Genomic DNA, 26993 nt, shown 5'->3' on the forward strand with positions numbered 1-26993 from the left:
TAAAAACGAATGTTGTTTTTCGGAATAAAAAATTAATTTCTTGATTCGTTCATCCTAATAAGTTAGTAATGATCGAGTACTTTATACTTATTTAACGTGTAAGTTGGAACTTAATCGGGAAGTTACCGTATACCATAGTGTGGTGTAAAAGTAGAATTGAAGGGGTGCAGACAGTATGAAAAAATGGTTGAAAGGTTTAGCTGTGGGTTTGTTGGCGTTAGCATTAGTTGCGTGTAGCGATGCTGCGAATGAACCAGCGGACGCAAAACCTGGCACGGATGAAGCGAAGAAAAGTGAATTGACATTAGAGGAAGTATTCCAAAAAGCACAAGAAGCGTCAGAAGGCATAAAGAGTATGCACGCAGACATGTCTATGATTCAAAACATTTCATCTCCTGAAGCTGACGTTGAAATGGACAATAATATTAAAATGAAAATGGATATCGTGCAAGAACCATTTTCGATGTACCAGATCATGGAAATGGAAATTGTTGGCGAAGGGTCTATGAAAACGGAAATGTATTTGACCGAAGCCGGTTTTTATATGAAAGACCCGGATTCCGGGACGTGGATGAAACTTCCAAATGAAGGCTATGAGGATCTTGCTGCTGCAATGACTACGGGTGAAGATGTAACGGTTGATTATTCTTCACTCAAAGAGTTTATTGATGATTTTAAGTTTGAGCAAAATGATAACGAGTATGTGTTAAAGCTGAAGGCTTCTGGCGATAAATTTAATAAACTTATCCAAGAAGAAATAGCGTCCACTGGTTTATTAGAAGATTTAAGTGAAGAGGAATTAGAAGCTTTAGATGATGTCAAAATCCATGAATTAGAATATGAGATTTTCATTAATAAAGAAACATTTGAAACGACTGCATTTAATATCGTGATGGATATGGAAATGAGTGCAGAAGGAGAAACTGTACAAATTAAGCAAGAAATTCAATCAAAGCTAAGTCGTATTAATGAAATCGATGAAATTACAGTTCCGCAAGAAGTGTTAGATAACGCAGTTGAATATTAAAAAAGAGGTATATTGTGCGTCAATTGGCGCACAATATACCTCTTTTTTATTTCGTAGCTAGGTCGAATGAATTTTATTCTTGCCAATTTTAGAGAAATGGTATGCAAAACTGGGAACGAATAAGTTTAAACATTCTTACATGTCACCTCGTTAATTGGAGTAGAGGAAGCGTTCCCAAACACTTACACTTTTTGGTAAAGCTAACTGATAATCATTTTCAATTAAGATTGACAACTCTTTTCGCCATGCTATAATTAAGTTTGAGTCTAATTGATAATCATTTTCATTGATAATTCTCAATTAGATTCAAATATTTGATATCGAGGCTGCTCATGAAAAAACGTTATTTGATAATCGCATTGATAGGCTTCTCGCTACTTTCTTTATTCGTAGGCGTTAGCCGAATTACACCGATGGATCTGCTAGATTTCAAATCAGAAGAAACAGAGATATTTTTAATTAGCCGATTGCCGAGATTGATCGCAATTATTCTTGCTGGGGCAGGAATGAGTATTGCTGGACTAATCATGCAACAGCTAAGTCGAAATAAATTTGTTTCGCCGACAACAGCTGGGACGCTAGATGCAACAAGGCTTGGAATTTTAATTTCCATGCTCATGTTTGCAAATGCTTCCACGATTGAAAAGATGATAGTCGCATTTGCATTTGCGTTAGCCGGCACGCTATTATTTATGCAAATTCTAGATCGGATTAAATTTAAAGATGCGATTTTTATTCCGCTCGTCGGGCTCATGTTCGGTAATATTTTATCTTCGGTGACGACATTCTTTGCTTATCGAGCAGATGTCATTCAAAATATGTCAGCGTGGTTACAAGGCGATTTTTCAATGATTATGAAAGGGCGCTTCGAGCTACTTTATATAAGTATCCCGGTTTTAATCCTTGCTTATGTCTACGCGAATAAGTTTACAGTTGCAGGGATGGGCGAAGATTTCTCGAAAAATCTAGGACTTGCTTATAGAAGAGTCGTCAATCTTGGGTTAATCCTTGTGGCGTTAATTACGACAACAGTCGTGTTAACGGTCGGTATGATCCCATTTCTCGGGTTAATTATTCCGAATATTATTTCCATATTTCAAGGTGACCATTTAAAAAAGACGCTGCCACATACTGCGTTATTAGGCGCGATATTCCTACTCATTTGTGATATTTTAGGCCGGGTACTCATTTATCCATATGAAATCTCAATTAGTTTAATGGTAGGGGTTATTGGTAGCGGGATATTCCTCTATTTGTTGTTTAGGAGGAAGGCATATGCGTAATTCAACAAAAATTATCATTTTAGGTGTGTTAGCAGTCCTTGTATGTATCTTGTATTTATTCCATGGACTGCATGGCAGCTTTGATTATGCTTTGCCGAAACGTGGAATTAAAGTGGTTGCGATGGCAATTACAGGTATTGCAATTGCTTATTCAACAGTTATTTTTCAAACGATTACGCATAACCGAATTTTAACGCCAAGTATTATGGGATTCGATTCACTATACATACTTCTCCAAACGGTTGTTATTTTCTTCTTGGGGTCGAGTCATATTACGATAGTGAATAAACATGTGAACTTTATTTTATCTGTAAGTGCGATGGTCGTATTCGCCTTATTGTTATATCGATTTTTATTTCAGTCGGGAAAGAAACCGATTTACTTTTTACTACTTGTTGGCATTATCGTCGGGACATTTTTTAGTAGCATTTCAACATTCTTACAAGTGTTAATTGATCCGAATGAGTTTTTACGCGTTCAAGATAAAATGTTTGCCAGTTTCAACAACGTAAGTGGTGAACTTGTCTGGTGGGCAATCGCAATTATTGTCCTTGCGCTCGTGATTGGGTGGAGGTCCATTCACGATCTGGACGTATTATCGTTAGGAAGGGATACGGCCATTAACTTAGGTGTGAATTACGATAGCGTCGTTCGGAAGGTACTAATCCTTTCTTCGGTGTTAATCGCGGTTTCTACTGCACTGGTTGGGCCGATTACTTTCTTTGGATTAATTGTTGCGAATTTATCGTATCAGTTTTTTAAGACGTATAAACATTCTGTATTAATCGTTGGTGCTTCTATTATGAGTGTATTTGCGCTCGTTGGTGGTCAGTGGGTTGTTGAGCGTGTCTTTACGTTTTCAACGACATTGAGTGTAATTATTAACTTTGTCGGTGGGATTTACTTCATTTACTTACTATTAAAGGAGAGTCGAGCTACATGATTCAGGTCCGGGAACTTACGAAGTTTTTTGGTGCAAAGGCAGTCGTTGAAAATGTCAGTGTGAATATCCATAGAGGAAAAATAACTTCTTTCATCGGGCCAAATGGTGCGGGTAAATCGACATTGCTTTCGATGGTAAGTCGTTTGCTTGATGCAGATACAGGTGAAGTGCTTCTCGATAAAAAGAACGTCAAAAAGATGAAGTCCAATGATTTTTCAAAACAAGTATCAATTTTAAAGCAGTCCAACTATATGAATGCGCGATTAACGATTCGTGAGCTCGTATCGTTCGGTCGTTATCCACATTCCAAAGGTCGTTTAAATGCTGAGGATATTCGCTTCGTAGACCAAGCGCTCGATTATATGGGACTGTCGGATATGCAACATAGTTATCTTGACGAATTATCGGGCGGTCAACGTCAACGTGCGTTTATTGCGATGACAATTGCACAGGATACGGAGTATATATTATTAGATGAGCCGTTAAATAACTTAGATATGAAGCACTCGGTGCAGATTATGAAGATTTTAAGAAGGCTTGTCGATGAACTAGGAAAAACAGTCGTCATCGTTTTGCATGATATTAACTTTGCATCTGTTTATTCAGACCGCATCGTTGCGCTTAAAGACGGCCGGATTGTGAAGGATGGACCGACGGATGACATTATTAACTCTGATTCATTAAGAGAAATTTACGATATGGAAATACCAATCAAACAATTAAGTAATTGTCGCATATGCGTTTACTTTAATTCTTAAAAAAGGAAGGTTAATGAACATGAATATGAAAAAAATATCGATTGCAGTCATGATGTTTGCCGTAATGGTTTTACTTGCCGCATGTGGTGGTGCTAAAGAGAAAGAAGAAAATACATCTTCTAACAATGACTCAACTGACAAAGCTGAAGTTGTAGAAGTGAAACATGAACTCGATAAGAATCCTGTCAAAGTGAATAAAAATCCTGAGACGGTCGTTGTTTTTGACTTTGGTATATTAGATACACTTGACGAGTTAGGAATTGAAGTTGCGGGTCTTCCAAAAGCTAACGTTCCTGCGTACCTTTCAAAGTATGAAGATGAGCAATATGAAAATCTGGGTTCATTAAAAGAGCCGGACTTTGAAAAGATTCATGCATTAAAACCAGATGTGATCTTTATTTCATCCCGTCAAGCTGACTTATACGATCAGTTTGCTGAAATTGCACCAACAGTCTATGTTGGACTTGATTATGCACATTATATGGATTCATTTAAACATAATATGAACTTAGTTGCGGACATCTTTGGCAAGGAAGATGAAATGAAAGAAGAGCTTGCTGAAATTGATGAAAGAATCGCTGTAATTAAAGAGCGAACAACGGATTTCGATAAAAAGGCATTAATCGTCCTGGCAACTGAAGGAAAAGTAAGTGCGTACGGTCCAAATTCACGTTTTGGATTGATCCATGATGTGTTTGGTTTTAAAGCAGCAGACGAGAAAATTGAAGTTTCAACACATGGTCAAAATATTACATTTGAATATATTCTTGAAACTAACCCAGATGTGCTATTTGTGATTGACCGTGATGCGGCAGTAAGTGGAGAGGCTAGCGCGAAAGATTCCATTGAAAACGATCTTGTGAAGAAAACGAATGCCTATGAAGACGGGGCAATCTACTATCTGGACCCTAGCTACTGGTACTTATCTGGTGGCGGACTGCTTTCAATGAAAGAAATGATTACTGAAATTGAGGAAGCGCTCTAAGTGGTTTGCATAAAATGATATTGGTAAGGAAGGCTAACCTTTAAAGAGGTTAGTCTTTTTTGGGTGATTTTTAAATTAGGCGGACATCTGCTTGGAAAAAGTTTTTGTAATCCTGTGTCGAAACATGTATAATTACAGGTGTCAAGACAACTACATAAGGTGTAAGGAGTAGACGTATTATGGCACAAGGCAAAACAATATCGCGCAATAGATTATTAGGTCTTGCTGGAACTGGTTGGATGTTCGATGCAATGGATGTTGGTATTTTATCTTTTGTTATTGCAGCGATTTCGCTTGATTGGGGATTATCTCCAGGTGAAATGGGCTGGATTGGAAGTGTAAACTCTATTGGCATGGCAGTTGGCGCGTTCGGTTTCGGGATGTTAGCGGATAAAATCGGGCGTAAGCAAGTGTTTATGATTACATTAGTTTTATTTTCGGTCGCCAGTGGTTTGTCGGCATTAACGACGACGCTTTTTGCATTTTTAATTTTACGTTTTTTCGTCGGTGCTGGTCTTGGTGGTGAGCTACCTGTCGCGTCCACACTCGTTTCAGAAAGTGTCGAAGCGAAAGAGCGTGGTCGAGTTGTTGTATTATTAGAAAGTTTTTGGGCGGTTGGGTGGATTCTCGCTGCACTGATTGCTTATTTTATCATTCCAGATTTCGGTTGGAGAGTCGCGCTTATTATTACGGCACTGCCAGCGTTTTATGCAATTTATTTAAGAAGACACCTTCCCGACTCGCCGAAGTTTGAGGCGAGTCGGGAGCCTAAACAATCGTCGATGCAGAAAGTAAAAGAATTATGGACTAAACAATATGCAAAACGGACATTAATGCTTTGGATTGTTTGGTTTACGGTTGTATTTTCTTATTATGGGATGTTTTTGTGGTTGCCAAGCGTGATGGTGATGAAAGGATTTAGTATGATTCACAGTTTTGGTTATGTGCTTCTAATGACGCTTGCGCAATTACCAGGCTATTTCACGGCAGCGTGGTTGATTGAAAGGATTGGTCGGAAGTTTGTGTTATCTACTTATCTTCTTGGCACAGCACTTAGCGCATTGGCATTTGGAAATGCGGAATCATTAACAGCGCTACTTTTGTTCGGTGCATTGCTGTCGTTCTTTAATTTAGGGGCATGGGGTGCGCTTTACGCGTATTCACCGGAGCAGTATCCGACATCTATTCGCGCAACTGGTTCAGGTGCGGCCGCAGCTGTCGGTCGGATTGGCGGTATTTTTGGACCGTTGCTCGTTGGGTCTTTACTTGGAGCAGGTTATGGATTTGGCATTATTTTTGGGATTTTTTGCGGTTCTATTATTATTGGGGTCCTTGCCGTCATTGTGTTAGGAACGGAAACAAAGCAAATAGAACTTGCCTAGTGCCGTTGTAGTTAGCGTTTTGAAATTGTAAATAACAAGCTTGATTCTTTCAACGCATGGTCATTGTAGTGATACATGTTTTTGGGGGACAAGCTTGTTTTTGTTTTGATTAAAGTGAATGTTCCTTGAGTAGAATATCAATTCTTTTGTTTATATTATGTCAGTCGTGGTAGACAATTATGGTATGAAGAATGCGCTTATTTTACAACATAATCGAAAGGTAGGCTACTATGTTTCGTATTCCAGAATCGCTTGCAGAACTTGGAAGAGATCGGATTCAAGGTTTTCCAGTCGAAGGTTTTATTTACGGAGAAGGTCCACAAATGCCAAAGTTAATGCTCATCGGGGAGGCGCCAGGGGAGTTTGAGTTAGTTGATGGGATTCCCTTTATTGGACGAGCGGGGAAGGAGTTAATGAAATCACTTGCTTCCATTGGATTGACGCGTGATGACGTTTATATCACCAGTGCTGTTCGTAGTCGACCGTATCGCTGGGGAACGAAAAAGGAACGTGACGGGACCACAACAGAGCGGAAGTATAATCGTCCGCCGACCCGGAAGGAAATCATCGCCCATGCACCCGTTTTAGATTATGAAATTGCAAACTTAGAACCGAAGTTTATTGTCACCTTGGGGAATGTCGGGTTACAGCGTTTAATTGGGAAAGAGGCGAAAGTGACGGAGTTGCATGGACAAGTACTAAGAAGGCCTATCCAGTATTTAGAAAATCTTGAGGATACGACCTTTAGTTGGACGGATGAAAAATATACAATTGTCCCTACCTTTCATCCTGCTTCCGTTTTTTATCGGCCATCACATAGACCTTCGCTTGAGGCTGATTGGTTAAAAATTGGAGAAATTTTAAAGGGGATGGAGTGAGTATTTCTCGTCTATTTGAATGAAAAGTGAAAGTAGAAGCTCAATTTAGTTGTGATTAAATCATGTAGGCGTCTCGATTGTTTGGATTTCAATGGAATATGTCTTACTATGAAATTAATTCAATGAAGTGAAAACTACTTTTTAGAATAAGGGGTAAGGTTTAAAAACATAGAAACGGAGATAGTTATGATAACCTTTGAAAATGTAACTAAGCGTTTTCCCGATGGAACAGAAGCACTGAAAGATATTTCAGTTACGATTCCTTCAAATAAACTAACGGCGATTATTGGTCCTAGCGGTTGTGGAAAAACAACACTTATGCGGATGATTAACCGACTTGAATTACCGACAAATGGAGAAGTTTCAATCGACGGTGAGCTAATTTCAGAGCGGGATGAAATTGAGCTTCGCAGATCAATTGGTTATGTCATTCAAAGAATTGGGCTCATTCCCCACATGACGATTGAAGAGAATATCGCTCTCGTACCAGAATTACTAGGATGGGAAAAGAGTAAAATAGCTACTCGTGTCAACGAGTTATTAGAAATGGTCGGATTGGAACCAGAAACATTTAAAGCACGCTATCCTTTTGAGCTATCAGGCGGTCAACAGCAACGAGTTGGTGTCAGTCGAGCACTTGCAAGCAATCCCAATATTATTTTAATGGATGAACCTTTTTCGGCACTTGACCCAATTAGTCGAGAGCAATTGCAAAAGAAATTGCGCGAGTTACAGACACGGATTCGTAAGACGATTGTTTTTGTAACACATGACATGGACGAAGCATTAGAGATTGCAGATCATATAATCATTATGCGAGGCGGAAAAGTTGAACAAATGGCAACACCGGAAGCGTTGCTTGAACATCAAGAAAATGAGTTTGTGCGTGAATTTATTGGAGAAGACAGGATTATGAGAAAACGTGACTTCGGATCATTCCCGCTTACATATTTTACAGACTTTTACGATGAAACATGGGATGGAGAAGTCCGAAGCATTCATAGCGATGCTTCTGTAGAAGAGGCAATTCAGCTATTAGATATGTACCCGAGCTGTCGACTTGTGGTTTTAAAAGATGAAAAAATACTAGGTTATATTGGTCATCATTCTCTTTTGCAGGCGGCAATGGGGATGAAAGAAGGTGTGAATACTGCATGAGTAATTTTTTTCACACTGTCAGCAGCCGTTCTGATTTAATTATCGAGGCTTTTTTACAACATATATTCCTTTCTTTTGTTGCTTTAGCGTTAGGGGTCGCCATTGCATTGCCAGCAGGCATTCTTATAGCGCGTTATCGCCGATTTGCGGAACCGATTATTGGGGTTACTGCAGTTTTGCAAACGATTCCAAGTCTTGCGTTATTTGGTATTCTCGTTCCGTTAATTGGGATTGGATCAAAAACAGCTTTAATTGCACTCATCATTTATGCTTTATTACCGATTGTACGCAATACATATACCGGATTAACGAGCGCAGACGAATCAATTATTGAAGCTGGTCGGGGTATGGGGATGACGCCCTTTCAAATTTTAAAGAAAATAGAGTTTCCGATTGCGCTTCCTGTTATTATGGCGGGTATTCGCACGGCGACGGTTTTAACTGTAGGGATTGCAACGCTTGCAACATTTGTAGGTGCAGGAGGTTTAGGGGATGTGATTTATCGAGGATTACAATCTTATAATAATTCGCTCGTGTTAGCTGGTGCGCTTCCTGTTGCATGTTTAGCAATACTATTCGATTTTCTGCTGAAGTGGATAGAAAAGAAAGTAACGTTGAAAGGTATTCGCCAATAAACTAGGGGGTCATGTTGTTGAGGAGAAGAATAGGAATCATTTTTGTAGCGCTTTTGTTTTTGGTCAGTGGATGTGGAAAAAAAGAGGAGATTGTCATTAGCGGTAAGCCGTGGACTGAGCAGTTTATTTTACCGTACATATTAGGGCAGTATATTGAAGAGAAAACAGATTATGATGTGGCTTATAAAGAAGGCCTTGGTGAAGTAGCAATTATGACGCCGGCCCTTGAAAAGGGAGACATCGACTTATACGTTGAATATACTGGAACAGGGTTAAAAGACGTGCTAAAGGAAGAATCTGAAGCGGGAGAAAGTGCAGGAAGTGTTTATGAAAGAGTCAAAAAGGGTTATGAAGAACAATTTGAAGTGACTTGGCTAGAACCGCTTGGATTTGAAAATGGCTATACACTCGCTTATTCAAAAGACAATGCCTATGATGCTGAAACATATTCAGATATTGCAGCAGTATCACGGGAGAAGAAGGTGGTTTTTGGTGCACCTCACGCCTTTTATGAGCGCAAAGGTGACGGTTATGAAGACTTAGTGGAGGTCTATGATTTTTCATTTAGCCAAACGAAAAGTTTGGATCCAAATGTGATGTATGAAGCGGTAAAGAGTGGAGAAGTGGATTTAATCCCAGCGTTTACTACAGATAGCCGTATTCAATTATTTGATTTGGGAACGACGAAAGACGATTTGGCATTTTTCCCTAAGTACGATGCAGTACCAGTTGTCCGTCAAGAGACGTTGGAAAAGTTTCCAGACCTTGAAAAAGTATTAAATGAATTAGCAGGTCAAATTACCGAAGAAGATATGTTAAAAATGAATGCACGAGTGGATATTGATCAAGAGAAGCCAGAGGACGTAGCAAGAGAGTTTTTAATTGAAAAAGGATTAATTGCTAAATAAGCTGCCGGCTTGCTCGCTTCTTAAGTGAGGTAAGCCGGTTTATTTTAGTGCAGCACTTATTTTACTGGAAAACGCATTGCGTTCTTCGCTAATTTCATTTTGGCTGCTTCTTCTAGATCGATTCCAATGACATCCGCAAACTGTAATAAGTAAATCAGTACATCTGCCGCTTCTTCCGCAATTTCATCTTTATTGTTAGTGATCGCCTCTTCAGCGTTGTTCCACTGGAAATGTTCAAGTAGTTCGTTTGCTTCGAGAGATATTGAGATGGCAAGGTTGCGTGCATCTTTATTGCCTGTCCAACCACGTTTTTCAGTAAATTTAACAATCTCATCTTGTAAATTTTTCATGTTTATCACGCCTATCGACTAATTTTATTCTATATTATAAAGTACTATGAAAGTGGATTAAAGGGAATAGTGGTATGGAAAAGAGGGATATTTTATGTATGAGCCAGTAGACAAGTCATTTTTTGAAGCACCGGGACTTGAGCTAGCGAAACAGTTAGTAGGGCAGTACATTGTACATGAATTGCCAGAAGGTCGGATTGTTGCAAGAATTGTTGAGACTGAAGCTTATCAAGGACCAGAAGACCGCGCGGCACATAGCTTTGGTAATCGTCGGACGAAGCGAACAGAAATTATGTTTGGGGATGCAGGGCTCGTTTATACATACCAAATGCATACGCATACGCTCATTAACGTTGTCGCTGGGCCAGTGGGTACGCCTCATGCGATCCTGATTCGTGCGGTCGAGCCGGTTGAAGGACATGCACTTATGCGAGAAAATCGTGGCCCAAAACTAAAGGAAGTCGATTGGACAAATGGTCCGGGAAAATTAACAGTGGCACTTGGGATAACGATGGATTATTACGGGCATCATTGGTCACATAAACCGCTCTTTATTTCAAAAGGAGAGCGACTAGGTCCTATTGAGGCGGGGCCAAGGGTTGGGATTGGCAACTCTGGTGAGGCGGTTCATTACCCGTGGCGTTTTTATGAAATTGATAATCCGTTCGTTTCAAAATATCGGAAATAGGAAATAAAGAACGCTTCTTCCATCTAGCAGAAGTGTTCTTTTATTGGCTAAAAGAGTGTTCGCAATTTACGAGTATCTTGGACTACCTTTTTTAGATAGATGCCGCCTTTCATTGTTTTATCGCAACGAAGTGTGGTATACATAGTAATAGAATGATTTCAAGGAGGATTTCAATTACATGGCAAAAATCGCAACAGTGATTACAGATCTATTTGAAGACTCGGAGTATACGGTACCGGCAAAAGCTTTTGAGGATGCTGGACATGAAGTCATCACAATTGAAAAAGAAGCAGGCGCAGAAATTAAAGGTAAAAAAGGAGAAACGTTAACAGTTGATAAAGGAATCGACGACGTTAAGCCTGAAGACTTTGATGCGCTGTTAATTCCAGGAGGATTTTCTCCAGATATTCTACGTGCGGATGATCGTTTCGTAGCCTTTACAAAAGCATTTATGGATGCGAAAAAACCAGTATTTGCTATTTGTCACGGACCGCAGTTGTTAATTACAGCAAAGTCGCTTGAAGGGCGAGATGCGACAGGTTATAAATCCGTGCAAGTTGACATGGAATACGCAGGGGCTAACTTTTCAGATGAAGAAGTTGTCGTCTGTCAAAACCAATTGGTGACAAGCCGAACGCCGGCAGATATGCCAGCATTCAATCGTGAAGCATTAAAACTATTAGATAAATAAAATCGAAAGACCCATTTATTGGGTCTTTTTTTGATGCTAAATAAAATTGCTAATAGACAGGTTTGGCACATGTTGCGTAAAATAAATGATTGAAAAATGTCTGAAATCGTGATAAATTGTATTGGGAACCAAAAGCAGATTTACATGCTTTAATAGTGAGAGTAGTATCGACTCGACTATTGGGAAGGATGAAAAGGTTGCTTCATTACAAAACATATGAAATAGGTCCTGAAGCGCCGTGGGTTACTTTTGTACATGGTGCGGGTGGAAGCTCTTCAACATGGTTTAAACAGATTAGGGAATTTCGGAAAGAACATAATGTTCTCCTTGTTGACCTCCGGGGACATGGGCAATCTGAACGTGGTCTTTGGAAAAAAGGAGATACATTTTTAGAGGTTGCAAAAGATGTTGTGGAAGTATTAGATACATTAAAAATTGCACAAACACATGTCATTGGCATGTCACTTGGAACAATCGTTGCACAGACAATAGCGGATAATTATCCAGAACGTGTAAGTTCACTCATTCTTGGTGGTGCGATTATTCGATTTGATATTCGTACGAAATTATTAATGTGGGTAGGGAATGCGACGAAGTTATTTATTCCTTACATGCTCCTATATAAAATTTTTGCTTATATTATTATGCCGCGTAAGCAGCATGAAGAATCACGTCTTGCATTTGTCAATCAAGCAAAGAAAATGTGTCAAAAAGAGTTTATAAAATGGTTTTCATTAACGAGGCTCATTAATCCTTATTTAGCTAGATTGCAAGCGTCTACAACGGATATTCCCACATTGTTTATCATGGGGGATGAAGATTATTTATTCATTCCGCCGATTGAGGAAGTTGTACGGCAAAATAAAGGTTTCGAGTTTATTAAGATTAAAGATAGTGGGCATGTCTGTAATATCGATCAGCCAGAGAAGTTTAATGAGCTGTCCATTAATTATATTTCGAAAATAGAACATAGAAAAGCCGCTATCCAAGTTGGATAAGCGGCTTTTCTATGTTCATGATGCTGGAACAAGTTCAAGTTCTGCTTTTGGACCGAAGAATTCGTAGTGAACTTTTTCTTCTGAGTGGCCTAATTCGTATAAGTAGTTAATGACGACTTGCATAAATGGTGTTGGACCACATACGTAAATGTCGCTGCCTTCCAGTACTTTTTCTTGTAGGAATTCTTTTGTAATAAATCCGTCGCCTTCTTCGGAATAGAGGACTGCAACGGATGAACTTTCTAATGATGCATCTAGTTCTGTAATACGCTCGTTAAATGCTTGGTGTGCGCGCGTACGTGCGGAGTGTAGGAATGCAACCGGACGTTCGGGCGATACGCGTGCAATTGTTTCGTACATACTCATCACTGGTGTAACCCCAACTCCACCACTAATTAATGTAACCGGTGTTGTACTTTCTGGGTCTAGATAGAAGTCCCCAGCCGGAACACTGACTTCAACTTCATCCCCAACATTGACGTTATGATGTAGATACGTTGATACTTTTCCATTTGGCTCACATTCATCTTCACGCTTCACAGAAATGCGATAAACGTCTTCCTCTAGTGCTTGGGATAAGCTGTATTGGCGGTTCAACGTATATTCTTCACCTGGGATGTTTACACGTACTGAAATGTATTGGCCTGGTAAGTAACTAGGTAATGGATTGCCATCTACAGGTTTTAAATAAAATGACGTAATGACATCACTTTCAACGACTTTATCAGCTACTGTAAATGCTTTAAATGTTCTCCAGCCGCCTTCCATTTCTTCGGCTTGTTCATACATTTCTTTTTCGATGCTAATGAAAACATCTGCAATGACACCATACGCCTCGCCCCATGCTGAAATGATTTCAGGTGTTGCTGCATCGCCAAGTACTTCTTTAATGGCACCAAGTAAATGATAGCCTACAATCGGATATTGGTCTTCTGTAATTCCTAATGATTTATGTTTGTGAGCAATTTGGATAACAGCTGGTAAAATTGCTTCTAAGTTGTCGATGTTTGCTGCCGCTGCATATACCGTATTGGCTAGAGCTGTTTGTTGGCGACCTTGTGATTGGTTTGCGTGGTTGAATACGTTAAGCAGTTCAGGGTGCGCTTCAAACATATTTCTGTAAAAAACCGTTGTAATCGTTTTCCCGTGTTCCTCTAATACCGGTACAGTTGATTTAATAATGTCAATCGTTTCTTGTGAAAGCATGTTTAGCACTACCTTTCATTTTGTGTTTAATTTTAGAATACAACAAATACAAAGATAAAGCTATATAAAATATGTAACTTTAAAAAGGGTTGCCTTTTTAGACACATTTCTTTCACGTAACCGCCACAATGGGTATAATAGGAATGGAAAGTGCGGTGAAATTATGCGTTTAACGATGTACACAGATTTTTCTTTACGTGTGCTTTTGTACCTTGGAATTAAAGGAAAAGAAGAGTTGTCTACTGTTCAAGAAATATCGGATGTCTATAATATTTCTAAAAACCATTTGACGAAAGTGACCCATGAACTTGGTAAAATGGGGTTGGTCGAAACGATTCGTGGACGTGGTGGAGGCATTCGGTTGAACGTTCATCCAAGTGAAATAAATATTGGGGAAACAGTTCGAAAAACAGAAGATGATTTCCACCTAGTAGAATGTTTTAATTGCGAAATCAATCAATGCATCATTACGCCCGTATGTCGATTAAAAAATGTTTTGCACGAGGCATTAGATGCTTATTTTAAAGTTTTAGATAGTTATACATTGGCTGATTTTGTTGAAAATAACGATGGACTTGCCACGATATTATTAGGCAAGCAGTTATGATAAAATAAAAAACGATAAATGATCGCAGGAGGATTTAGTGAATGAGTAAAGTACTAGTTTTTGGACATAAAAATCCAGATACAGATTCAATTACGGCGGCAATTAGTTATGCCTATTTAAAGCGTCAATTAGGAATGGATGCAGAAGCTGTTCGACTTGGTGTCGTGTCGAATGAGACGGCTTATGCACTTGAACATTTCGGTTTTGAAGCCCCAAGATTTATTGAAAAGGCAGCACCTGAAGCAAATCAAGTAATCTTAGTAGACCACAATGAAAAACAGCAAAGCGTTGATGACCTGGATGAAGTTCAAGTTATCGAAGTGGTTGACCATCATCGGATTGCGAATTTCGAAACAAATGATCCGCTTTACTATCGTGCAGAACCAGTGGGTTGTACAGCGACAATTTTAAATAAGCTTTATAAAGAAAATGGTGTGGAAGTACCGAAAGATATTGCAGGTCTCATGCTTTCTGCGATAATTTCGGACTCACTTTTATTTAAATCGCCAACATTTACGGAAGAAGACCGTACTGCAGCAGAAGAGCTTGCGGAAATTGCAGGTGTCAATGCAGAAGAATACGGACTGGAAATGTTAAAAGCAGGCGCTGATTTAAGCGATAAAAAGATTGAAGAGCTGATTGCACTTGATGCAAAAGAATTTACGTTTGAAAATGGTTTGAAAATCGAAATCGCTCAAGTGAACGCGGTGGATGTTGACGAAGTAATGGCGCAACAGCCTGAGTTTGAGGCAGCGATTGATAAAGTCATCGCGGAAAAAGGGCTTGGCTTATTCTTGTTTGTTGTGACAGACATCATTCACAACGATTCAATCGTGTTGGCACTTGGTGAACAAGCAGATCGCGCTGCAGCAGCATTCGATGTGTCTTTATCGAATCGCACAGCTACATTAACGGGTGTCGTATCACGTAAAAAGCAAATCGTTCCAGTTTTAACAGAAGCTTTGAAATAAAATAATGAAGGCTAAGCGGGATTTTCTGCTTAGCCTTATTTGTAATTGTAAAAGTAAGCAACGTTATTTTGAAAGTATGCAACGCTGGTGAAAGTACGCAACATTTTCCGGAGAGTACTCAACATAATTGTAAAAGTACGCAACGTTATTTCGAAAGTATGCAACGTTGGCGAAAGTACGCAACGTTATTTCGAAAGTATGCAACGCTGGCGAAAGTACGCAACGTTTTCCGGAGAGTACTCAACATAATTGTAAAAGTATACAACGATATTTCGAAAGTATGCAACGCTGGCGAAAGTACGCAACGTTTGCCGGAAAGTACTCAACATAATTGTAAAAGTATGCAACGTTATTTTGAAAGTATGCAACGCTGGTGAAAGTACGCAACGTTTTCCGGAGAGTACTCAACATAATTGTAAAAGTACGCAACGTTATTTCGAAAGTATGCAACGCTTGCGAAAGTACGCAACGTTTCAAGTACAAGATTTGAAATACATCCCTGATGTTTTTCAAGACAAATCCAACGGCTTCGTGGCAGGGCCTTCTAAGACTGAACCGTCTTTTCTAAAGCGTGAACCGTGGCAAGGGCAATCCCAAGTTTCTTCGGCGTTATTCCATCTCGTTCTGCAGCCCATATGTGTGCATATTGGGGCATCCGTTCGTGCGATATGTCCGGCCGTGAACTCTTTTACAACTAGCCCGGTTAATTTTAGCGCTTGCAGCAGTTTATCCCCAAAACCTGTACGATTCGGTGCATAAAGGGTGGCCGCCGGGTTTCCTCTTCCAACAATTTGGTCGGAAATAATTTTAGCGCTTGCTAACGAATTTGAAAGGCCCCATTTTCGATTGCCAGTACTTATATAAACGTGCGGTAAAGAAGAGTTGATTTTCCCGGCATAAGGAATTAAATCTGGCGTTTCAGGATCTTGGGCAGACCATCCTGTGATGAAATTGGTGAGGCGAAATGTGTTTTCCAAGTCAGCATATAGTCGTTCATAATGTCCAGCGGTATTCCCTTCAACTCCGGCTGTGTGACTGGATCCCGACAATAGAAAATAAGTTCTTCCATCAATTTTCGCGGTTCTGATTGACCTTTTAGGCGAATCAACGGAAATGTACTGGCCAGTTAATGCCATATCGGCCCTTGCGGAAACGATATAGGAACGATCGACAGCTAATTTCAAAATTTGAACGCCTCTAAGCGCTTCAATTGGATAATGTGTGCTCAGTATCAAGTCTTTAAAATGTACTTTTGAGGAAGATTTTAATGTTAAAAAGCGATTGTTAAAATCCATTGTAAGCACGTCAGATTGTTCATAAAAACGTGCTCCTGCTTCAAGGGCAAGTTTGGCAAGTGTTTGGCCGAAGCGGACAGGATGGATTTGCGTTTCATCTTCCATCGTAAGTGTTGAAAGGATGGGGATTGGTAATTCTGAATTTCTACCGAGCTCGCCGGGAATACTAAGTTCCGTATAGGCATGCGCTTCTTGTCTCAATAGCTCCTCGCCAGCTTGAGTTTGAGCATATAGTATAGAATTTGCCGATAATAATTCGTCACCTTTTGCAATTGTTCTTCCAAATTCAACTGCATCTTTATTGACATCATAATATAATTTGGCATTCTCACGGCCGAATTTATTAATTAAATTTGCGTATACAAAATCATGCTGTGTCGTTAATTTACCAGTTGAATTGCCAGTAGCACCGGCAAGAATTGCATCTTTCTCAAGAAGTATGACGTCTTTTCCTTGTTTTGCGAGATAATAAGCATTGGCAATGCCGCTTAAGCCGCCCCCTACAATACAAACATCACAATGTATATCCTCTTGGAGAGGTGGGAAGGGCTCGCTTTCGTATGCGCTTTGAAGCCATAATGATTTAGGCATGATAAGAACCTCCATTTTTTACTATAATTCTCAGGCATATACATTGTTACCTTAATTAGATAAAATTATGATGATTATAAATGAAGAGGTGAAAAAAGAATGAAAATAGAAGTATGGTCTGATTATGTTTGCCCATTTTGTTATATCGGAAAAAGAAGGTTAGAGGATGCAATAAAAGAATCAGGACTGGAAGAAGTTGAAGTCATTTACAAAGCTTTTGAACTTGAACCTAATTCTATCGCGACATCAGATGAATCGATGATCAAGGTTTTGGCTGAGAAATATAAGATTTCTATCGAAGAGGCAAAGGCGATGACAGATAACGTCGCGCTTCAAGCACAATCTGTTGGATTAAATTATGATTTCAAAAAGATGCGTCCTGCGAATACGTTCCATGCCCATCGACTTGCGAAGTTCGCTGAGCAAGAAGGTCTAGGGGAGCAAATGACCGAACAGCTTTTACATGCTTATTTCATAGAAGGTGAAAAGATCGGTATGTTTGAAACTCTGGTTGAACTAGCGAAAAAGCTGGGTTTATCTGAAGAGCGAACGAATGAGATGCTACATTCAGAGGAATTTGTAGATGAAGTAAAGGCAGATATTAAAGAAGCGGGGCAGATAGGTGTACAAGGCGTTCCGTTTTTTGTCATTAATAGAAAATATGCGATTTCTGGGGCACAACCGACTGAAACATTTGTGAAGGCGCTTCAAAAAGCAGCAAATGAGACAGTATAAAAAACCAGGCATGTCATTTTAAAATGATATGCCTGGTTTTTTGATGTCCTCCGAATTAGTTGTAATGTCCGAGGAATGCAGCAGGATGTCCGCCCGAATTTGTGTTGTCCGCTGAAACGGTTGTATTGTCCGAGCAACGCCAGAAAATGTCCTCTCAAAGGCTAAGGATGTCCGACCAATTTGTAATTAACAAGATCTAGCCCAGGACGTTAGCCTTTATTGTGCTGGATTCAGTTGTAAGTCCATTGTCAACGCAATGTCATCGCCGACGAGAACGCCGCCTGCTTCAAGTACTTGGTTCCATGTTAGGCCAAAATCCGTTCTTGAAATTTTGCCTGTTACTTCAAAAGCTGCAACATCGATACCCCATGGATTTTTCCCTGTGCCTTCATATTCCGATGTAAATGTAACGGCTTTTGTAACGCCTTTCATCGTCACATCACCGGTTACGTCATACGATGTGTCACCTGTTTTAACAATGTTTGTAGAAACAAATGAGAGGTGTGGATGATTGTCGACATCGAAGAAATCTGCTGAACGAAGGTGATTGTCTCGATCTTCGTTATTTGTATGAATTGTTGTTACATCAATTTTAAAGTCAATTTTCGCGTTTGTTAAATCTTCAGGATTCCCGATTAGTTTCCCCTCGACGCCCGTAAAGCTTCCTCTTACCTTTGAAAACATCATATGCTTTACTGTAAAACCGACAGATGTGTGTGCCGCATCGACTACCCATTGGCTTGTTGTTTGAACTTCATTTCCCATTCTTAAAACTCCCTTTCCACTTTTAGTATTAAATAAAGTATAGATGGCAATTACCTTGAAGTCAAGGTAATTTATCTAGAATTCTAGATTGTTTTTCATTCCTCATCATAAGGGAAAGCTATTTCCAGTAAGTTGATGATTATTCCTTGTCAAAATTGGGTTTACAAAGCATACTATTAAAGGTAAGGGTATTTCATTACATTATTTATCCTAACGATGGATTTGATTTCACTGAAAGGACTGGGTATTGATGTCAAAACATCAATGGTTTACTGATTTACAGGCAATGATTACAGAGGGAATTATAAAATTAAATGAACCACTACGTAAATACACAGCGACGAAACTTGGGGGAGCGGCGGATATTTTTGTGATGCCGAATAGTATTGAAGAAACGATCGCAACTGTCAAATATGCACACGCGAATGATATTCCACTTTTATTACTCGGAAATGGTTCGAACATGGTTGTGCGAGACGGTGGAGTTCGGGGCATTGTGCTTCATATGGCGAAGTTAAATGAAATAAAAGTTGAGGGTACGTCGATTCATGCAGAAGGTGGAGCAAATATTTTCGATGCATCCAAAGTTGCGGCAGCTCATTCATTAACAGGATTTGAGTTTGCTTGTGGCATTCCGGGCTCTGTCGGGGGAGCCATGGCGATGAACGCGGGTGCTTATGGCGGCGAAGTGAAGGATATTATTGTGCAGGCGACTGTCCTGACAAAAGCTGGTGAAGTACTCGTCCTTTCTAAAGAGGAACTAGAGCTTGGCTATCGTCAAAGCATTATCGCGAAGGAAGGGTATTATGTATTGTCAGCAGATTTCCGTCTTGAAGAAGGCGACCAAGAGGAAATTAATGCAAAAGTGGCGGACTTAACTTTTCAACGTGAATCTAAGCAGCCACTTGAATTTCCTTCAGCTGGAAGTGTTTTTAAGCGTCCTCCTGGCTACTTCGCTGGAAAGCTGATTCAAGATTGCGGCATGCAAGGAAAAGGACATGGCGGAGCGGAAGTGTCCACGAAACATGCTGGTTTTATTGTGAATAAACACAACGCAACTGCAACGGATTATATACAAACGATTGAAATGGTAAAAGCTGAAGTGAAGAAGACTTTTGGTGTTGAACTCGAACTTGAAGTGAAAATTGTAGGGGAAGAATAAGTAACAATTAGAAAAGCAGACTACTTTATATAAAGTAGTCTGCTTTATTGCTGTGTTAAGCGCCTTCTATTTTAGCCTGTTTCTTATCCTTTAAGAGAGAAGGGTCGGCAACAATGTCATCTGCAACATGCACTTGGCACATTTTGTGATTGCACATGAATTTGAAAATGCCATTGTTAAAATCTGTGCCGATTTCTTTAAAGAAGATGCCCTCGTACTGTGCCTCTTTACATAATGTGAATTTCACGCGATAGGCGTCATTTTCTTTGACTAAGTAAGCCCGTACGCCTTTTTCGAACATATCGTCATCTTCGTCTTTCATTGCTCGATCGACTGATACGACATGGAAATCGACAAAGGACATTTCACGTAGCAGGACATTCATAAATGAACCTTTTGTGATTTCTTCCCATCTGCTTTGTGCGGTTTGCCCAATAATAATTTGCGTAATATTATGCTCGTGGGCAACTTCTTTAATGACTTTAGCAGAAGGGCGTTTTTCATTGTCGCGAATAATAAATTTGGTTACATCGAATTCTTCAGCCAGTTCTTGCCATCGTTCCACATATTCAGATTTTTCCGCGTCGAATTCGTCGAAAGGAAGTGGATCGACCGTTAAAATATATAGTGGACAGTTCATGATTGTTGCCATTTTATGTCCCCGTCTAATGAGACGTTCACCATTTGGACCGTAGTAAACACAAACGAGAATGCTCTCGTCCATACGACTTTTTGCCGTGCCCATTGTGGTAGTCACCTCTGAATGTTTTATAATTTTTCATGCTTGGATTTTATCTGTAGATGAAAACTAAGTTATTATATAAGATATTCAAATTGAAAACAAGTCAGTGATTATATTCGTCTTAGGCAATTCATCATTTCGAAAAAAAATGTGAAAAAAATTGTGAATTGTTCTGAAGTGCGATTATAACTATTTTCGTGTATAATTTCCATTGTAACTGACGATTGTCCTCTATGCACGACTCTATTTCCAAAGCTCGTATCAATAAAATCCTCTATGGCATCTTATTATGCCGTTTGTCACTGTACGAGTCAAGTTTTCTTCTAACGAGAGTCGAAAGTGTTGATCATCTACATACAATAAAACCATAAGAATATAGGGCATTCACTTTGATTTTGATAGGAGGTTTGCATTTGTTAACAATTACGATGGCGATATTTATCCCCTTTTTAGCAGCGATTCTCGTACCATTTATTTATAAATGGAAACCACGCATGATTGGTTGGTTCGTACTGATTGTTCCTCTAGTTTTATTTGCTGGGCTTGCCCGGTTTATTCCAACAGTTGCATCGGGAAAAACAATGGTAAATACCATTCAATGGATTCCTTCGGCAAATATTCATTTTACTACGTACCTTGATGGGCTTAGTATCATTTTCGGACTCCTCATTACAGGGGTAGGTAGTTTAGTTATTTTATACTCAATTTACTACTTGTCAAGCCGTGAATCATTAAGCCATTTTTATGTTTATTTGCTCATGTTTATGGGTGCGATGCTCGGGGTTGTTTTTTCAGACAATATGATGGTGTTATATGTATTTTGGGAATTAACGAGTATTTCCTCATTTTTACTGATTGCGTTTTGGTATCACCGTAAACAGTCCAGGTATGGAGCACAAAAATCTATGTTAATTACGGTTTCCGGCGGCGTCGCGATGTTGGCTGGCTTCATCATGTTATATGCGATGACTGGTTCTTTTAGTATCCGGGAAAATATTGCAATGATTGGTGAGGTTACGGATCATTCCTTATTTATACCAGCGATGATTCTCGTCTTACTTGGAGCGTTTACAAAATCTGCACAATTCCCTTTCCATATATGGTTGCCAGATGCTATGGAAGCACCTACACCAGTGAGTGCTTACTTGCACTCTGCAACAATGGTAAAGGCAGGTATTTATTTAGTTGCCCGGTTTACAGGTGTGTTTGGCGGGGATGCTGTTTGGTTTTATACAGTGAGTATTGTTGGGGTCTTTACGTTATTTTGGGGTTCGTTTAACGCAGTGAGGCAGATGGACTTAAAGGCGCTTCTTGCTTATTCAACAATTAGTCAGCTCGGTCTTGTCATGAGTTTATTTGGTTTAGGGTCTGCAGCGCTGAACTCGGGATATAGTGAGAATTCCGTTTTCTATGCTCAAGCGACGTTTGCCGCTTTATTTCATCTTGTGAACCATTCGACTTTCAAAGGCGCGCTTTTTATGGTCGTTGGGATTGTCGACTTAAATGCGGGGACGCGGGATGTTCGACGACTTGGCGGGCTGATGTCGTTGATGCCTGTGACGTTTACAATTGCTTTAATCGGTAGTTTTTCAATGGCAGGTTTACCGCCGTTTAACGGATTTTTAAGTAAGGAAATGTTTTTCGAGGCGATGGTAGCGGTACGCCATTTAGAGTTCTTTTCAATCGGCAGTTGGGGGACGCTGTTTCCGGTTCTTGCTTGGCTAGGCAGTGTTTTCACTTTCATCTACAGCATGATTATCGTTTTCCAAACATTCTTTGGTGAACATCAACCGGATCGTTTGGATCGAGAAGCGCACGAAGCACCTGTTGGGATGCTAATTGCACCTTCGATTTTAGGGTTGCTCGTTGTCGCTATTTTCTTTTTCCCAAATGTCATCGGAGATTATTTGCTACGCCCAGCGATGGCAGCAGTGTATCCTTCTTTGCCGCAAATTGGACAGGCGATGGATCCGATTAAAATTTGGCATGGTCCGAATATGGCGTTATGGATGACGGTTGGTGTAATTATCGTTGGATTCTTATTGTACATTTCGCTTAATTATTGGCGTTCGTTGTATAAAATCGGTCCATTACGTTGGAATTTGGATAGCGTTTATAATGGCACTTTAACGATGGTAGAACGAGGCTCTACGTTATTAACGAACACTTACATGACGGGCTATTTACGTCATTATCTCGTGTACATTTTCGGCTTTTTCTTACTGACTGTAGCCGGAACGATGTTTATCGTTGGTGGATTCACCTTTGACTTTTCGAATGATGCACCAATTACAGTAAATGAGTATATTCTCGTCTTTGTCATGATGGTCGCGGGAATTGTAATGATTTTTGTGAGTTCGCGCGTTACGGCCATTTTATTAAATGGTGTGTTAGGGTATTCAATTGCTTTATTCTTTGTTGTTTTCCGTGCACCTGATTTGGCGCTGACACAAATCGTCGTGGAAACTGTTACGACTGCTTTGTTTTTACTCTGTTTTTATTTCCTACCTAAAATGAAAAAAGAGAAGGTTGTTCGCGCGTCAAAAGTAACGAATGGCATAATTGCAATATTAGCCGGAACACTTGTAACGGTAATTGCGTTAGCGGTTCAGGGGAATAAAATGTTTGATTCTATTTCATCGTATTTTGAGAATGCATATGAATTAACAGGTGGGAAAAATATTGTTAACACGATTTTAGGTGATTTCCGTGCTTTTGATACGATGCTTGAAGTTGTCGTTCTTTTCATCGCAGGAATCGGTGTCTATACATTAATTAAATTAAAAGCGAGGAAGGAGGGGCGAGACGTTGAAGATTAATGATGTAATTTTACATACGATAACAAAACTTGTTGTCTTTATCATTTTGACATTTGGCGTCGAGCTGTTTCTCTCGGGCCATAATAATCCTGGTGGCGGCTTTATTGGTGGCCTCGTCCTCTCCTCGGCACTTGTTTTGTTATTTCTCGTATACGATATTGAAACCGTTGAAAAAGGAATCCCACTCGATTTTAAAAAAGTGGCAGCGCTTGGCGTACTTTTTGCGGTTGGAACGGGATTCGGCGCAGTACTGTTCGGCGCTGAATTTTTAACACAAACGTTCGGTAAATTTAATTTACCGGTTTTTGGTGAAACGGAATTGGCGACGGTGACATTATTCGAAGTGGGTGTTGCGTTGACTGTCGTTGGAACCGTTGTAACAATTATTTTAAGTATTAGTGAGGATGTGTAGCGATGGAAACGTTAATGACGATACTTGTAGGTGTACTTGTAACGGTTGCCGTTTATTTGCTACTGTCCCGTAGTGTTATTCGAATTATTTTAGGGTCTGCTGTTTTATCCCATGCGGTGCATCTCTTATTAATGGTCATGGGCGGTTTGAAAAAAGGTGGCGTTCCGCTTTTAGGTGAAGAGTCTGAAAGTTATACAGATGCTTTACCTCAGGCGTTAATCTTAACGGCGATTGTGATTAGCTTTGCTGTCACGGCATTTTTATTAGTGCTCGCTTACCGTGCATATCAAGAGACAGGTTCGGATGACCTTCAAGAATTGCGAGGGTTTACAGATGAATAATATTGTTGCAATGCCTATGATGATTCCTTTACTGACGGGAATTATCCTTGTCTTTTTGCGTCCTTTTGTCAAAGTGCAACGCGTAGTAAGTTTTCTAGCGTTGGTAGCGACGGCAATTGTCAGTATGATTTTATTAAATCGAATCCAAACGAATGGGATTTTACGTCTAGATTTCGGTGGTTGGAAGCCGCCTTATGGAATTTTGTTCGTTGCAGATTCGTTTTCCGTGTTGCTTGTCTTAACGACGGCTATTGTCTCTGCGATCGTGTTGCTGTATGCCTTTTCTTCGATTGGTGCGAGGCGTGAGAATATGTTCTTTTATCCATTTTCCTTGTTGTTAATTGCAGGGGTGAACGGTTCGTTCTTAACAGGCGATTTGTTTAACTTATTTGTCTGTTTTGAAGTGATGCTTCTTGCTTCTTATGTATTAATTACGATGGGTGGAAAGAAAATTCAACTCGTTGAATCTATTAAATATGTGGCGATAAATGTACTGTCTTCCTGGTTTTTCTTATTAGGCATAGCCTATTTATATGGAACTGTTGGAACGCTTAATATGGCACATTTATCAGCACGTATTGCAGAAGTAGGGCAAGGTCCGTTACTCACGATTATCAGTATGATCTTTTTAATTGTCTTCAGTTTGAAGTCGGGATTGCTGCTGTACTTTTGGTTGCCAGGTTCCTATAGCGCACCGCCTACAGCGATTGCTGCTTTGTTCGGTGCGTTATTAACAAAGGTAGGAATTTACGCGATGTTCCGTACGTTTACACTGATTTTCTATCACGAACCTTCAATTACGCATACGATGATTGGTGTAATGGCTGCAATAACGTTGATTGGCGGAAGTATTGGTGCGCTTGCTTATCAAGATATTCGTCAAATTGTTTCGTATAACGTAGTCATCACGGTAGGATTTATTCTAGTAGGGCTTGCGGTTTCTACAGAGATTGCATTTCAAGGGGCGATTTTTTATCTCGTCCATGACATGCTGATTAAAGCGCTGTTGTTTATGCTCGCGGGAACGATGATTTATTTAACAGGAAAATCAAGAATTGAAGAGATGAGTGGGCTCATTCAAAATTATCCACTGCTTGGCTGGCTCTTTTTCCTAACGACTTTATCACTGGCTGGTATTCCGCCATTAAGCGGGTTTTTAGGGAAATTATATGTTGGACAAGGTGCAGTGGAGGCAGGGTCCTATGTTTTACTCGGTCTTGCTTTTCTTTCAGGAATGTTCGTGCTCTATTCGCTACTTCGTATTTTCATGAACACATTTTGGGGAGAAACGATTATTAGTGAAGATGATGAAGTTCCACTACAGAAACGCTTATTAATTCCTTGTGTAGTGCTCGGGATCGCAACGATTGCGCTTGGAGTAGGAGCGGAAAGTATTCTTGTGTATGTGGAAGATGCTGCCTATACACTCATGAACCCTGAAGTTTATGTGGATGCGGTATTAAATAAGGAGTGAGTAGAAATGTTCCGAGTTTCTACGGAAAGTTGAGGTGAACGATTCGTGCGGGCTCAATTATTGCTGAATGTGATGATTGCATTTTTATGGATGTTACTGATGGACGAGGATGAAGTGCGAGTGACGACGTTTTTCGCTGGTTTTCTCGTCGGGATGGGGATTATTTTCCTGATGCATCGATTTTTTGGCACTCAATTTTATTTGAGGCGGTTAATTGCATGTATTAAGTTATTGTTTATCTTTATCTCAGAGCTAGTACAATCAAGCATCCTCGTGTTAAAACAAATATTAAGTCCAACATTAAAAATTCAACCAGGTATTTTCAGATATGAGACTGTGTTGGAAAGTGATATAGAAATTACGATGATTTCCTTGTTGTTAACGTTAACGCCCGGTTCGGTCGTTATGGAAGTTGCGCCGGAGGGAAGCGTTTTATTCGTTCATGCAATGGATGTTGAAGAAGAGCGCGGCGCGATTATCAGTCAATTAAAAAACTATGAAAAAGCCATTATGGAGGTGACCCGTTAATGATCAATACGATGCTGACAATTTCACTTGTGTTAATTTCCATCACAATCGTGATTGCTGTGCTGCGCATCATTCTCGGGCCATCACTACCTGACCGTGTTTTAGCGCTTGACGTTATTGGTGTAAATTTAATTGCTTCGATTGCTGTCATATCTGTATTAATGAATACAAAAGCTTTTTTAGAGGTCATTTTGATTTTAGGAATTTTGTCCTTTATCGGGACGATTGCTTATTCGAAGTATATTTTGAGGGGGGTTGTCGTTGAACGTAAACGCGATCGGTGAATTTGTCGGTGCATTCTTAATTTTAATAGGAAGTATTATGAGTGTTATCAGCGCATTTGGGTTAATACGGTTGCCGGATGTGTATACAAGGTCACACGCAGCGACGAAAAGTTCGACGCTCGCCGTCCTATTAACATTATTGGGTGCATTCGTGTATTTTTGGACGACCGCGCATTTTATTAGTGTTCGGTTATTGTTGGGAATCGTGTTCGTGTTTCTAACAGCTCCGGTTGCGGGGCATTTATTGGTCCGGTCTGCTTATCGTTCGAAAGTGAAGTTGGCGGACATTTCGGGGACAGATGATTTACGTGAAGTGTTGCGTAAGGAAGAGAAAGAACAGTAATTAAGAAAGCAGTTCAGTTTTGAAGGGGATGTCC

Annotated in this window: 29 protein-coding genes; 24 read left to right on the forward strand and 5 right to left on the reverse strand. The window is 39.9% G+C overall.

Annotation, left to right across the window (positions count from 1 at the left end; all coding sequences use genetic code 11):
- Positions 1-175 precede the first annotated feature (175 nt).
- The 10 genes from BI350_RS02660 (at position 176) to BI350_RS02705 (ending at position 9957) form a co-directional block, all read left to right on the forward strand.
- Complete coding sequence (locus tag BI350_RS02660; protein ID WP_075526724.1) at positions 176-1027, forward strand: DUF6612 family protein; 852 nt, start codon at positions 176-178, stop codon at positions 1025-1027.
- Positions 1028-1359: 332 nt separating this feature from the next.
- Positions 1360-2310 (forward strand): ABC transporter permease, encoded by a 951-nt coding sequence (locus BI350_RS02665; protein WP_075526725.1) that lies wholly within the window; start codon positions 1360-1362, stop codon positions 2308-2310.
- Complete coding sequence (locus tag BI350_RS02670; RefSeq protein WP_075526726.1) at positions 2303-3253, forward strand: iron chelate uptake ABC transporter family permease subunit; 951 nt, start codon at positions 2303-2305, stop codon at positions 3251-3253. The genes BI350_RS02665 and BI350_RS02670 overlap by 8 nt, the downstream gene beginning before the upstream one ends.
- A complete protein-coding gene (locus BI350_RS02675) occupies positions 3250-4011 on the forward strand; it encodes an iron ABC transporter ATP-binding protein (protein ID WP_075526727.1) in 762 nt (253 codons plus the stop codon). The genes BI350_RS02670 and BI350_RS02675 overlap by 4 nt, the downstream gene beginning before the upstream one ends.
- 25 nt (positions 4012-4036) lie before the next feature.
- On the forward strand, positions 4037-4996 hold the full coding sequence (locus BI350_RS02680; RefSeq protein WP_075529201.1) for a siderophore ABC transporter substrate-binding protein: 960 nt from the start codon (positions 4037-4039) through the stop codon (positions 4994-4996).
- Positions 4997-5175: 179 nt separating this feature from the next.
- Positions 5176-6378 carry an MFS transporter gene (locus BI350_RS02685; RefSeq protein WP_075526728.1) on the forward strand — a complete coding sequence of 401 codons (1203 nt, stop codon included), beginning with the start codon at positions 5176-5178 and terminating at the stop codon, positions 6376-6378.
- A gap of 230 nt (positions 6379-6608) precedes the next feature.
- Positions 6609-7256, forward strand: a complete 648-nt coding sequence (locus BI350_RS02690; protein ID WP_075526729.1) for a uracil-DNA glycosylase — start codon at positions 6609-6611, stop codon at positions 7254-7256.
- A gap of 186 nt (positions 7257-7442) precedes the next feature.
- A complete protein-coding gene (locus BI350_RS02695; RefSeq protein ID WP_075526730.1) occupies positions 7443-8414 on the forward strand; it encodes an ABC transporter ATP-binding protein in 972 nt (323 codons plus the stop codon).
- Positions 8411-9049 carry an ABC transporter permease gene (locus BI350_RS02700; RefSeq protein WP_075526731.1) on the forward strand — a complete coding sequence of 213 codons (639 nt, stop codon included), beginning with the start codon at positions 8411-8413 and terminating at the stop codon, positions 9047-9049. Before BI350_RS02695 ends, BI350_RS02700 begins: the two co-directional genes overlap by 4 nt.
- Positions 9050-9066: 17 nt before the next feature.
- Positions 9067-9957: a glycine betaine ABC transporter substrate-binding protein gene (locus BI350_RS02705; RefSeq protein WP_075526732.1), complete on the forward strand. Its 891-nt coding sequence runs from the start codon at positions 9067-9069 to the stop codon at positions 9955-9957.
- Positions 9958-10013: 56 nt separating this feature from the next.
- Here the strand turns inward: BI350_RS02705 and BI350_RS02710 are convergent, their stop codons facing one another.
- Positions 10014-10307: a nucleotide pyrophosphohydrolase gene (locus BI350_RS02710; protein WP_075526733.1), complete on the reverse strand. Its 294-nt coding sequence runs from the start codon at positions 10305-10307 to the stop codon at positions 10014-10016.
- A 94-nt stretch (positions 10308-10401) separates the two neighbouring features.
- Between BI350_RS02710 and BI350_RS02715 the strand changes: the two genes are divergently transcribed.
- The 3 genes from BI350_RS02715 to BI350_RS02725 all read left to right on the forward strand — a co-directional run bounded on the left by BI350_RS02715 (position 10402) and on the right by BI350_RS02725 (position 12684).
- Positions 10402-10995, forward strand: a complete 594-nt coding sequence (locus tag BI350_RS02715; protein WP_075526734.1) for a DNA-3-methyladenine glycosylase — start codon at positions 10402-10404, stop codon at positions 10993-10995.
- 178 nt (positions 10996-11173) lie between these two features.
- Positions 11174-11686 carry a type 1 glutamine amidotransferase domain-containing protein gene (locus BI350_RS02720; protein WP_075526735.1) on the forward strand — a complete coding sequence of 171 codons (513 nt, stop codon included), beginning with the start codon at positions 11174-11176 and terminating at the stop codon, positions 11684-11686.
- Positions 11687-11883: 197 nt separating this feature from the next.
- Positions 11884-12684 (forward strand): alpha/beta fold hydrolase, encoded by an 801-nt coding sequence (locus BI350_RS02725; RefSeq protein WP_075526736.1) that lies wholly within the window; start codon positions 11884-11886, stop codon positions 12682-12684.
- Between the two features lie 15 nt (positions 12685-12699).
- Here the strand turns inward: BI350_RS02725 and hmpA are convergent, their stop codons facing one another.
- Positions 12700-13890, reverse strand: a complete 1191-nt coding sequence (hmpA, locus tag BI350_RS02730; protein ID WP_075526737.1) for an NO-inducible flavohemoprotein — start codon at positions 13888-13890, stop codon at positions 12700-12702.
- A 163-nt stretch (positions 13891-14053) separates the two neighbouring features.
- Here hmpA and BI350_RS02735 point away from each other — a divergent pair, with 163 nt between their 5' ends.
- Both BI350_RS02735 and BI350_RS02740 read left to right on the forward strand, forming a co-directional pair.
- Positions 14054-14497 (forward strand): Rrf2 family transcriptional regulator, encoded by a 444-nt coding sequence (locus BI350_RS02735; protein WP_075526738.1) that lies wholly within the window; start codon positions 14054-14056, stop codon positions 14495-14497.
- Positions 14498-14538: 41 nt separating this feature from the next.
- A complete protein-coding gene (locus BI350_RS02740; protein ID WP_075526739.1) occupies positions 14539-15468 on the forward strand; it encodes a manganese-dependent inorganic pyrophosphatase in 930 nt (309 codons plus the stop codon).
- Positions 15469-15977: 509 nt separating this feature from the next.
- On the opposite strand, the gene BI350_RS02745 is transcribed toward BI350_RS02740, so the two are convergent.
- Complete coding sequence (locus tag BI350_RS02745; protein WP_075526740.1) at positions 15978-17354, reverse strand: FAD-dependent oxidoreductase; 1377 nt, start codon at positions 17352-17354, stop codon at positions 15978-15980.
- Between the two features lie 99 nt (positions 17355-17453).
- On the opposite strand from BI350_RS02745, the gene BI350_RS02750 reads away from it, so the two are divergent.
- On the forward strand, positions 17454-18089 hold the full coding sequence (locus tag BI350_RS02750; RefSeq protein ID WP_075526741.1) for a DsbA family oxidoreductase: 636 nt from the start codon (positions 17454-17456) through the stop codon (positions 18087-18089).
- A 216-nt stretch (positions 18090-18305) separates the two neighbouring features.
- Here the strand turns inward: BI350_RS02750 and BI350_RS02755 are convergent, their stop codons facing one another.
- Positions 18306-18854 (reverse strand): YceI family protein, encoded by a 549-nt coding sequence (locus tag BI350_RS02755; RefSeq protein ID WP_075526742.1) that lies wholly within the window; start codon positions 18852-18854, stop codon positions 18306-18308.
- Positions 18855-19104: 250 nt separating this feature from the next.
- On the opposite strand from BI350_RS02755, the gene murB reads away from it, so the two are divergent.
- Positions 19105-20016 carry a UDP-N-acetylmuramate dehydrogenase gene (murB, locus tag BI350_RS02760; RefSeq protein ID WP_075526743.1) on the forward strand — a complete coding sequence of 304 codons (912 nt, stop codon included), beginning with the start codon at positions 19105-19107 and terminating at the stop codon, positions 20014-20016.
- A gap of 55 nt (positions 20017-20071) precedes the next feature.
- Here murB and BI350_RS02765 read toward each other — a convergent pair whose 3' ends face one another.
- The gene (locus tag BI350_RS02765; protein ID WP_075526744.1) at positions 20072-20761 is read right to left on the reverse strand and encodes a universal stress protein; all 690 of its coding nucleotides are present in this window, start codon (positions 20759-20761) and stop codon (positions 20072-20074) included.
- Between the two features lie 410 nt (positions 20762-21171).
- Between BI350_RS02765 and BI350_RS02770 the strand changes: the two genes are divergently transcribed.
- Genes BI350_RS02770 through BI350_RS02800 form a run of 7 tightly spaced genes read left to right on the forward strand, consistent with a single transcriptional unit; the run spans position 21172 to position 26959 of the window.
- A complete protein-coding gene (locus BI350_RS02770) occupies positions 21172-23577 on the forward strand; it encodes a Na+/H+ antiporter subunit A (protein ID WP_211117167.1) in 2406 nt (801 codons plus the stop codon).
- Positions 23567-23989 (forward strand): Na(+)/H(+) antiporter subunit B, encoded by a 423-nt coding sequence (locus BI350_RS02775; RefSeq protein WP_075526745.1) that lies wholly within the window; start codon positions 23567-23569, stop codon positions 23987-23989. The genes BI350_RS02770 and BI350_RS02775 overlap by 11 nt, the downstream gene beginning before the upstream one ends.
- A 2-nt stretch (positions 23990-23991) precedes the next feature.
- Positions 23992-24330: a Na(+)/H(+) antiporter subunit C gene (locus tag BI350_RS02780; RefSeq protein WP_075526746.1), complete on the forward strand. Its 339-nt coding sequence runs from the start codon at positions 23992-23994 to the stop codon at positions 24328-24330.
- The gene (locus BI350_RS02785) at positions 24323-25804 is read left to right on the forward strand and encodes a Na+/H+ antiporter subunit D (protein ID WP_075526747.1); all 1482 of its coding nucleotides are present in this window, start codon (positions 24323-24325) and stop codon (positions 25802-25804) included. Before BI350_RS02780 ends, BI350_RS02785 begins: the two co-directional genes overlap by 8 nt.
- A 45-nt stretch (positions 25805-25849) precedes the next feature.
- A complete protein-coding gene (locus BI350_RS02790; RefSeq protein ID WP_075526748.1) occupies positions 25850-26332 on the forward strand; it encodes a Na+/H+ antiporter subunit E in 483 nt (160 codons plus the stop codon).
- The gene (locus tag BI350_RS02795) at positions 26332-26616 is read left to right on the forward strand and encodes a Na(+)/H(+) antiporter subunit F1 (RefSeq protein WP_075526749.1); all 285 of its coding nucleotides are present in this window, start codon (positions 26332-26334) and stop codon (positions 26614-26616) included. Before BI350_RS02790 ends, BI350_RS02795 begins: the two co-directional genes overlap by 1 nt.
- Complete coding sequence (locus BI350_RS02800; protein WP_075526750.1) at positions 26594-26959, forward strand: Na+/H+ antiporter subunit G; 366 nt, start codon at positions 26594-26596, stop codon at positions 26957-26959. Before BI350_RS02795 ends, BI350_RS02800 begins: the two co-directional genes overlap by 23 nt.
- Positions 26960-26993: the final 34 nt, after the last annotated feature.

It is taken from the genome of Sporosarcina ureilytica (assembly GCF_001753205.1).
Classification (GTDB): Bacteria; Bacillota; Bacilli; order Bacillales_A; family Planococcaceae; genus Sporosarcina; species Sporosarcina ureilytica.

Excerpts from the sequence above, each read along its gene's own strand:
- BI350_RS02660 (WP_075526724.1), top strand. The coding sequence starts at position 176 with ATGAAAAAATGGTTGAAAGGTTTAGCTGTGGGTTTGTTGGCGTTAGCA.
- BI350_RS02665 (WP_075526725.1), top strand. The coding sequence starts at position 1,360 with ATGAAAAAACGTTATTTGATAATCGCATTGATAGGCTTCTCGCTACTT.
- BI350_RS02670 (WP_075526726.1), top strand. The coding sequence starts at position 2,303 with ATGCGTAATTCAACAAAAATTATCATTTTAGGTGTGTTAGCAGTCCTT.
- BI350_RS02675 (WP_075526727.1), top strand. The coding sequence starts at position 3,250 with ATGATTCAGGTCCGGGAACTTACGAAGTTTTTTGGTGCAAAGGCAGTC.
- BI350_RS02680 (WP_075529201.1), top strand. The coding sequence starts at position 4,037 with ATGAAAAAAATATCGATTGCAGTCATGATGTTTGCCGTAATGGTTTTA.
- BI350_RS02685 (WP_075526728.1), top strand. The coding sequence starts at position 5,176 with ATGGCACAAGGCAAAACAATATCGCGCAATAGATTATTAGGTCTTGCT.
- BI350_RS02690 (WP_075526729.1), top strand. The coding sequence starts at position 6,609 with ATGTTTCGTATTCCAGAATCGCTTGCAGAACTTGGAAGAGATCGGATT.
- BI350_RS02695 (WP_075526730.1), top strand. The coding sequence starts at position 7,443 with ATGATAACCTTTGAAAATGTAACTAAGCGTTTTCCCGATGGAACAGAA.
- BI350_RS02700 (WP_075526731.1), top strand. The coding sequence starts at position 8,411 with ATGAGTAATTTTTTTCACACTGTCAGCAGCCGTTCTGATTTAATTATC.
- BI350_RS02710 (WP_075526733.1), bottom strand. The coding sequence starts at position 10,307 with ATGAAAAATTTACAAGATGAGATTGTTAAATTTACTGAAAAACGTGGT.
- BI350_RS02715 (WP_075526734.1), top strand. The coding sequence starts at position 10,402 with ATGTATGAGCCAGTAGACAAGTCATTTTTTGAAGCACCGGGACTTGAG.
- BI350_RS02720 (WP_075526735.1), top strand. The coding sequence starts at position 11,174 with ATGGCAAAAATCGCAACAGTGATTACAGATCTATTTGAAGACTCGGAG.
- hmpA (WP_075526737.1), bottom strand. The coding sequence starts at position 13,890 with ATGCTTTCACAAGAAACGATTGACATTATTAAATCAACTGTACCGGTA.
- BI350_RS02735 (WP_075526738.1), top strand. The coding sequence starts at position 14,054 with ATGCGTTTAACGATGTACACAGATTTTTCTTTACGTGTGCTTTTGTAC.
- BI350_RS02740 (WP_075526739.1), top strand. The coding sequence starts at position 14,539 with ATGAGTAAAGTACTAGTTTTTGGACATAAAAATCCAGATACAGATTCA.
- BI350_RS02745 (WP_075526740.1), bottom strand. The coding sequence starts at position 17,354 with ATGCCTAAATCATTATGGCTTCAAAGCGCATACGAAAGCGAGCCCTTC.
- BI350_RS02750 (WP_075526741.1), top strand. The coding sequence starts at position 17,454 with ATGAAAATAGAAGTATGGTCTGATTATGTTTGCCCATTTTGTTATATC.
- BI350_RS02755 (WP_075526742.1), bottom strand. The coding sequence starts at position 18,854 with ATGGGAAATGAAGTTCAAACAACAAGCCAATGGGTAGTCGATGCGGCA.
- murB (WP_075526743.1), top strand. The coding sequence starts at position 19,105 with ATGTCAAAACATCAATGGTTTACTGATTTACAGGCAATGATTACAGAG.
- BI350_RS02765 (WP_075526744.1), bottom strand. The coding sequence starts at position 20,761 with ATGGGCACGGCAAAAAGTCGTATGGACGAGAGCATTCTCGTTTGTGTT.
- BI350_RS02780 (WP_075526746.1), top strand. The coding sequence starts at position 23,992 with ATGGAAACGTTAATGACGATACTTGTAGGTGTACTTGTAACGGTTGCC.
- BI350_RS02785 (WP_075526747.1), top strand. The coding sequence starts at position 24,323 with ATGAATAATATTGTTGCAATGCCTATGATGATTCCTTTACTGACGGGA.
- BI350_RS02795 (WP_075526749.1), top strand. The coding sequence starts at position 26,332 with ATGATCAATACGATGCTGACAATTTCACTTGTGTTAATTTCCATCACA.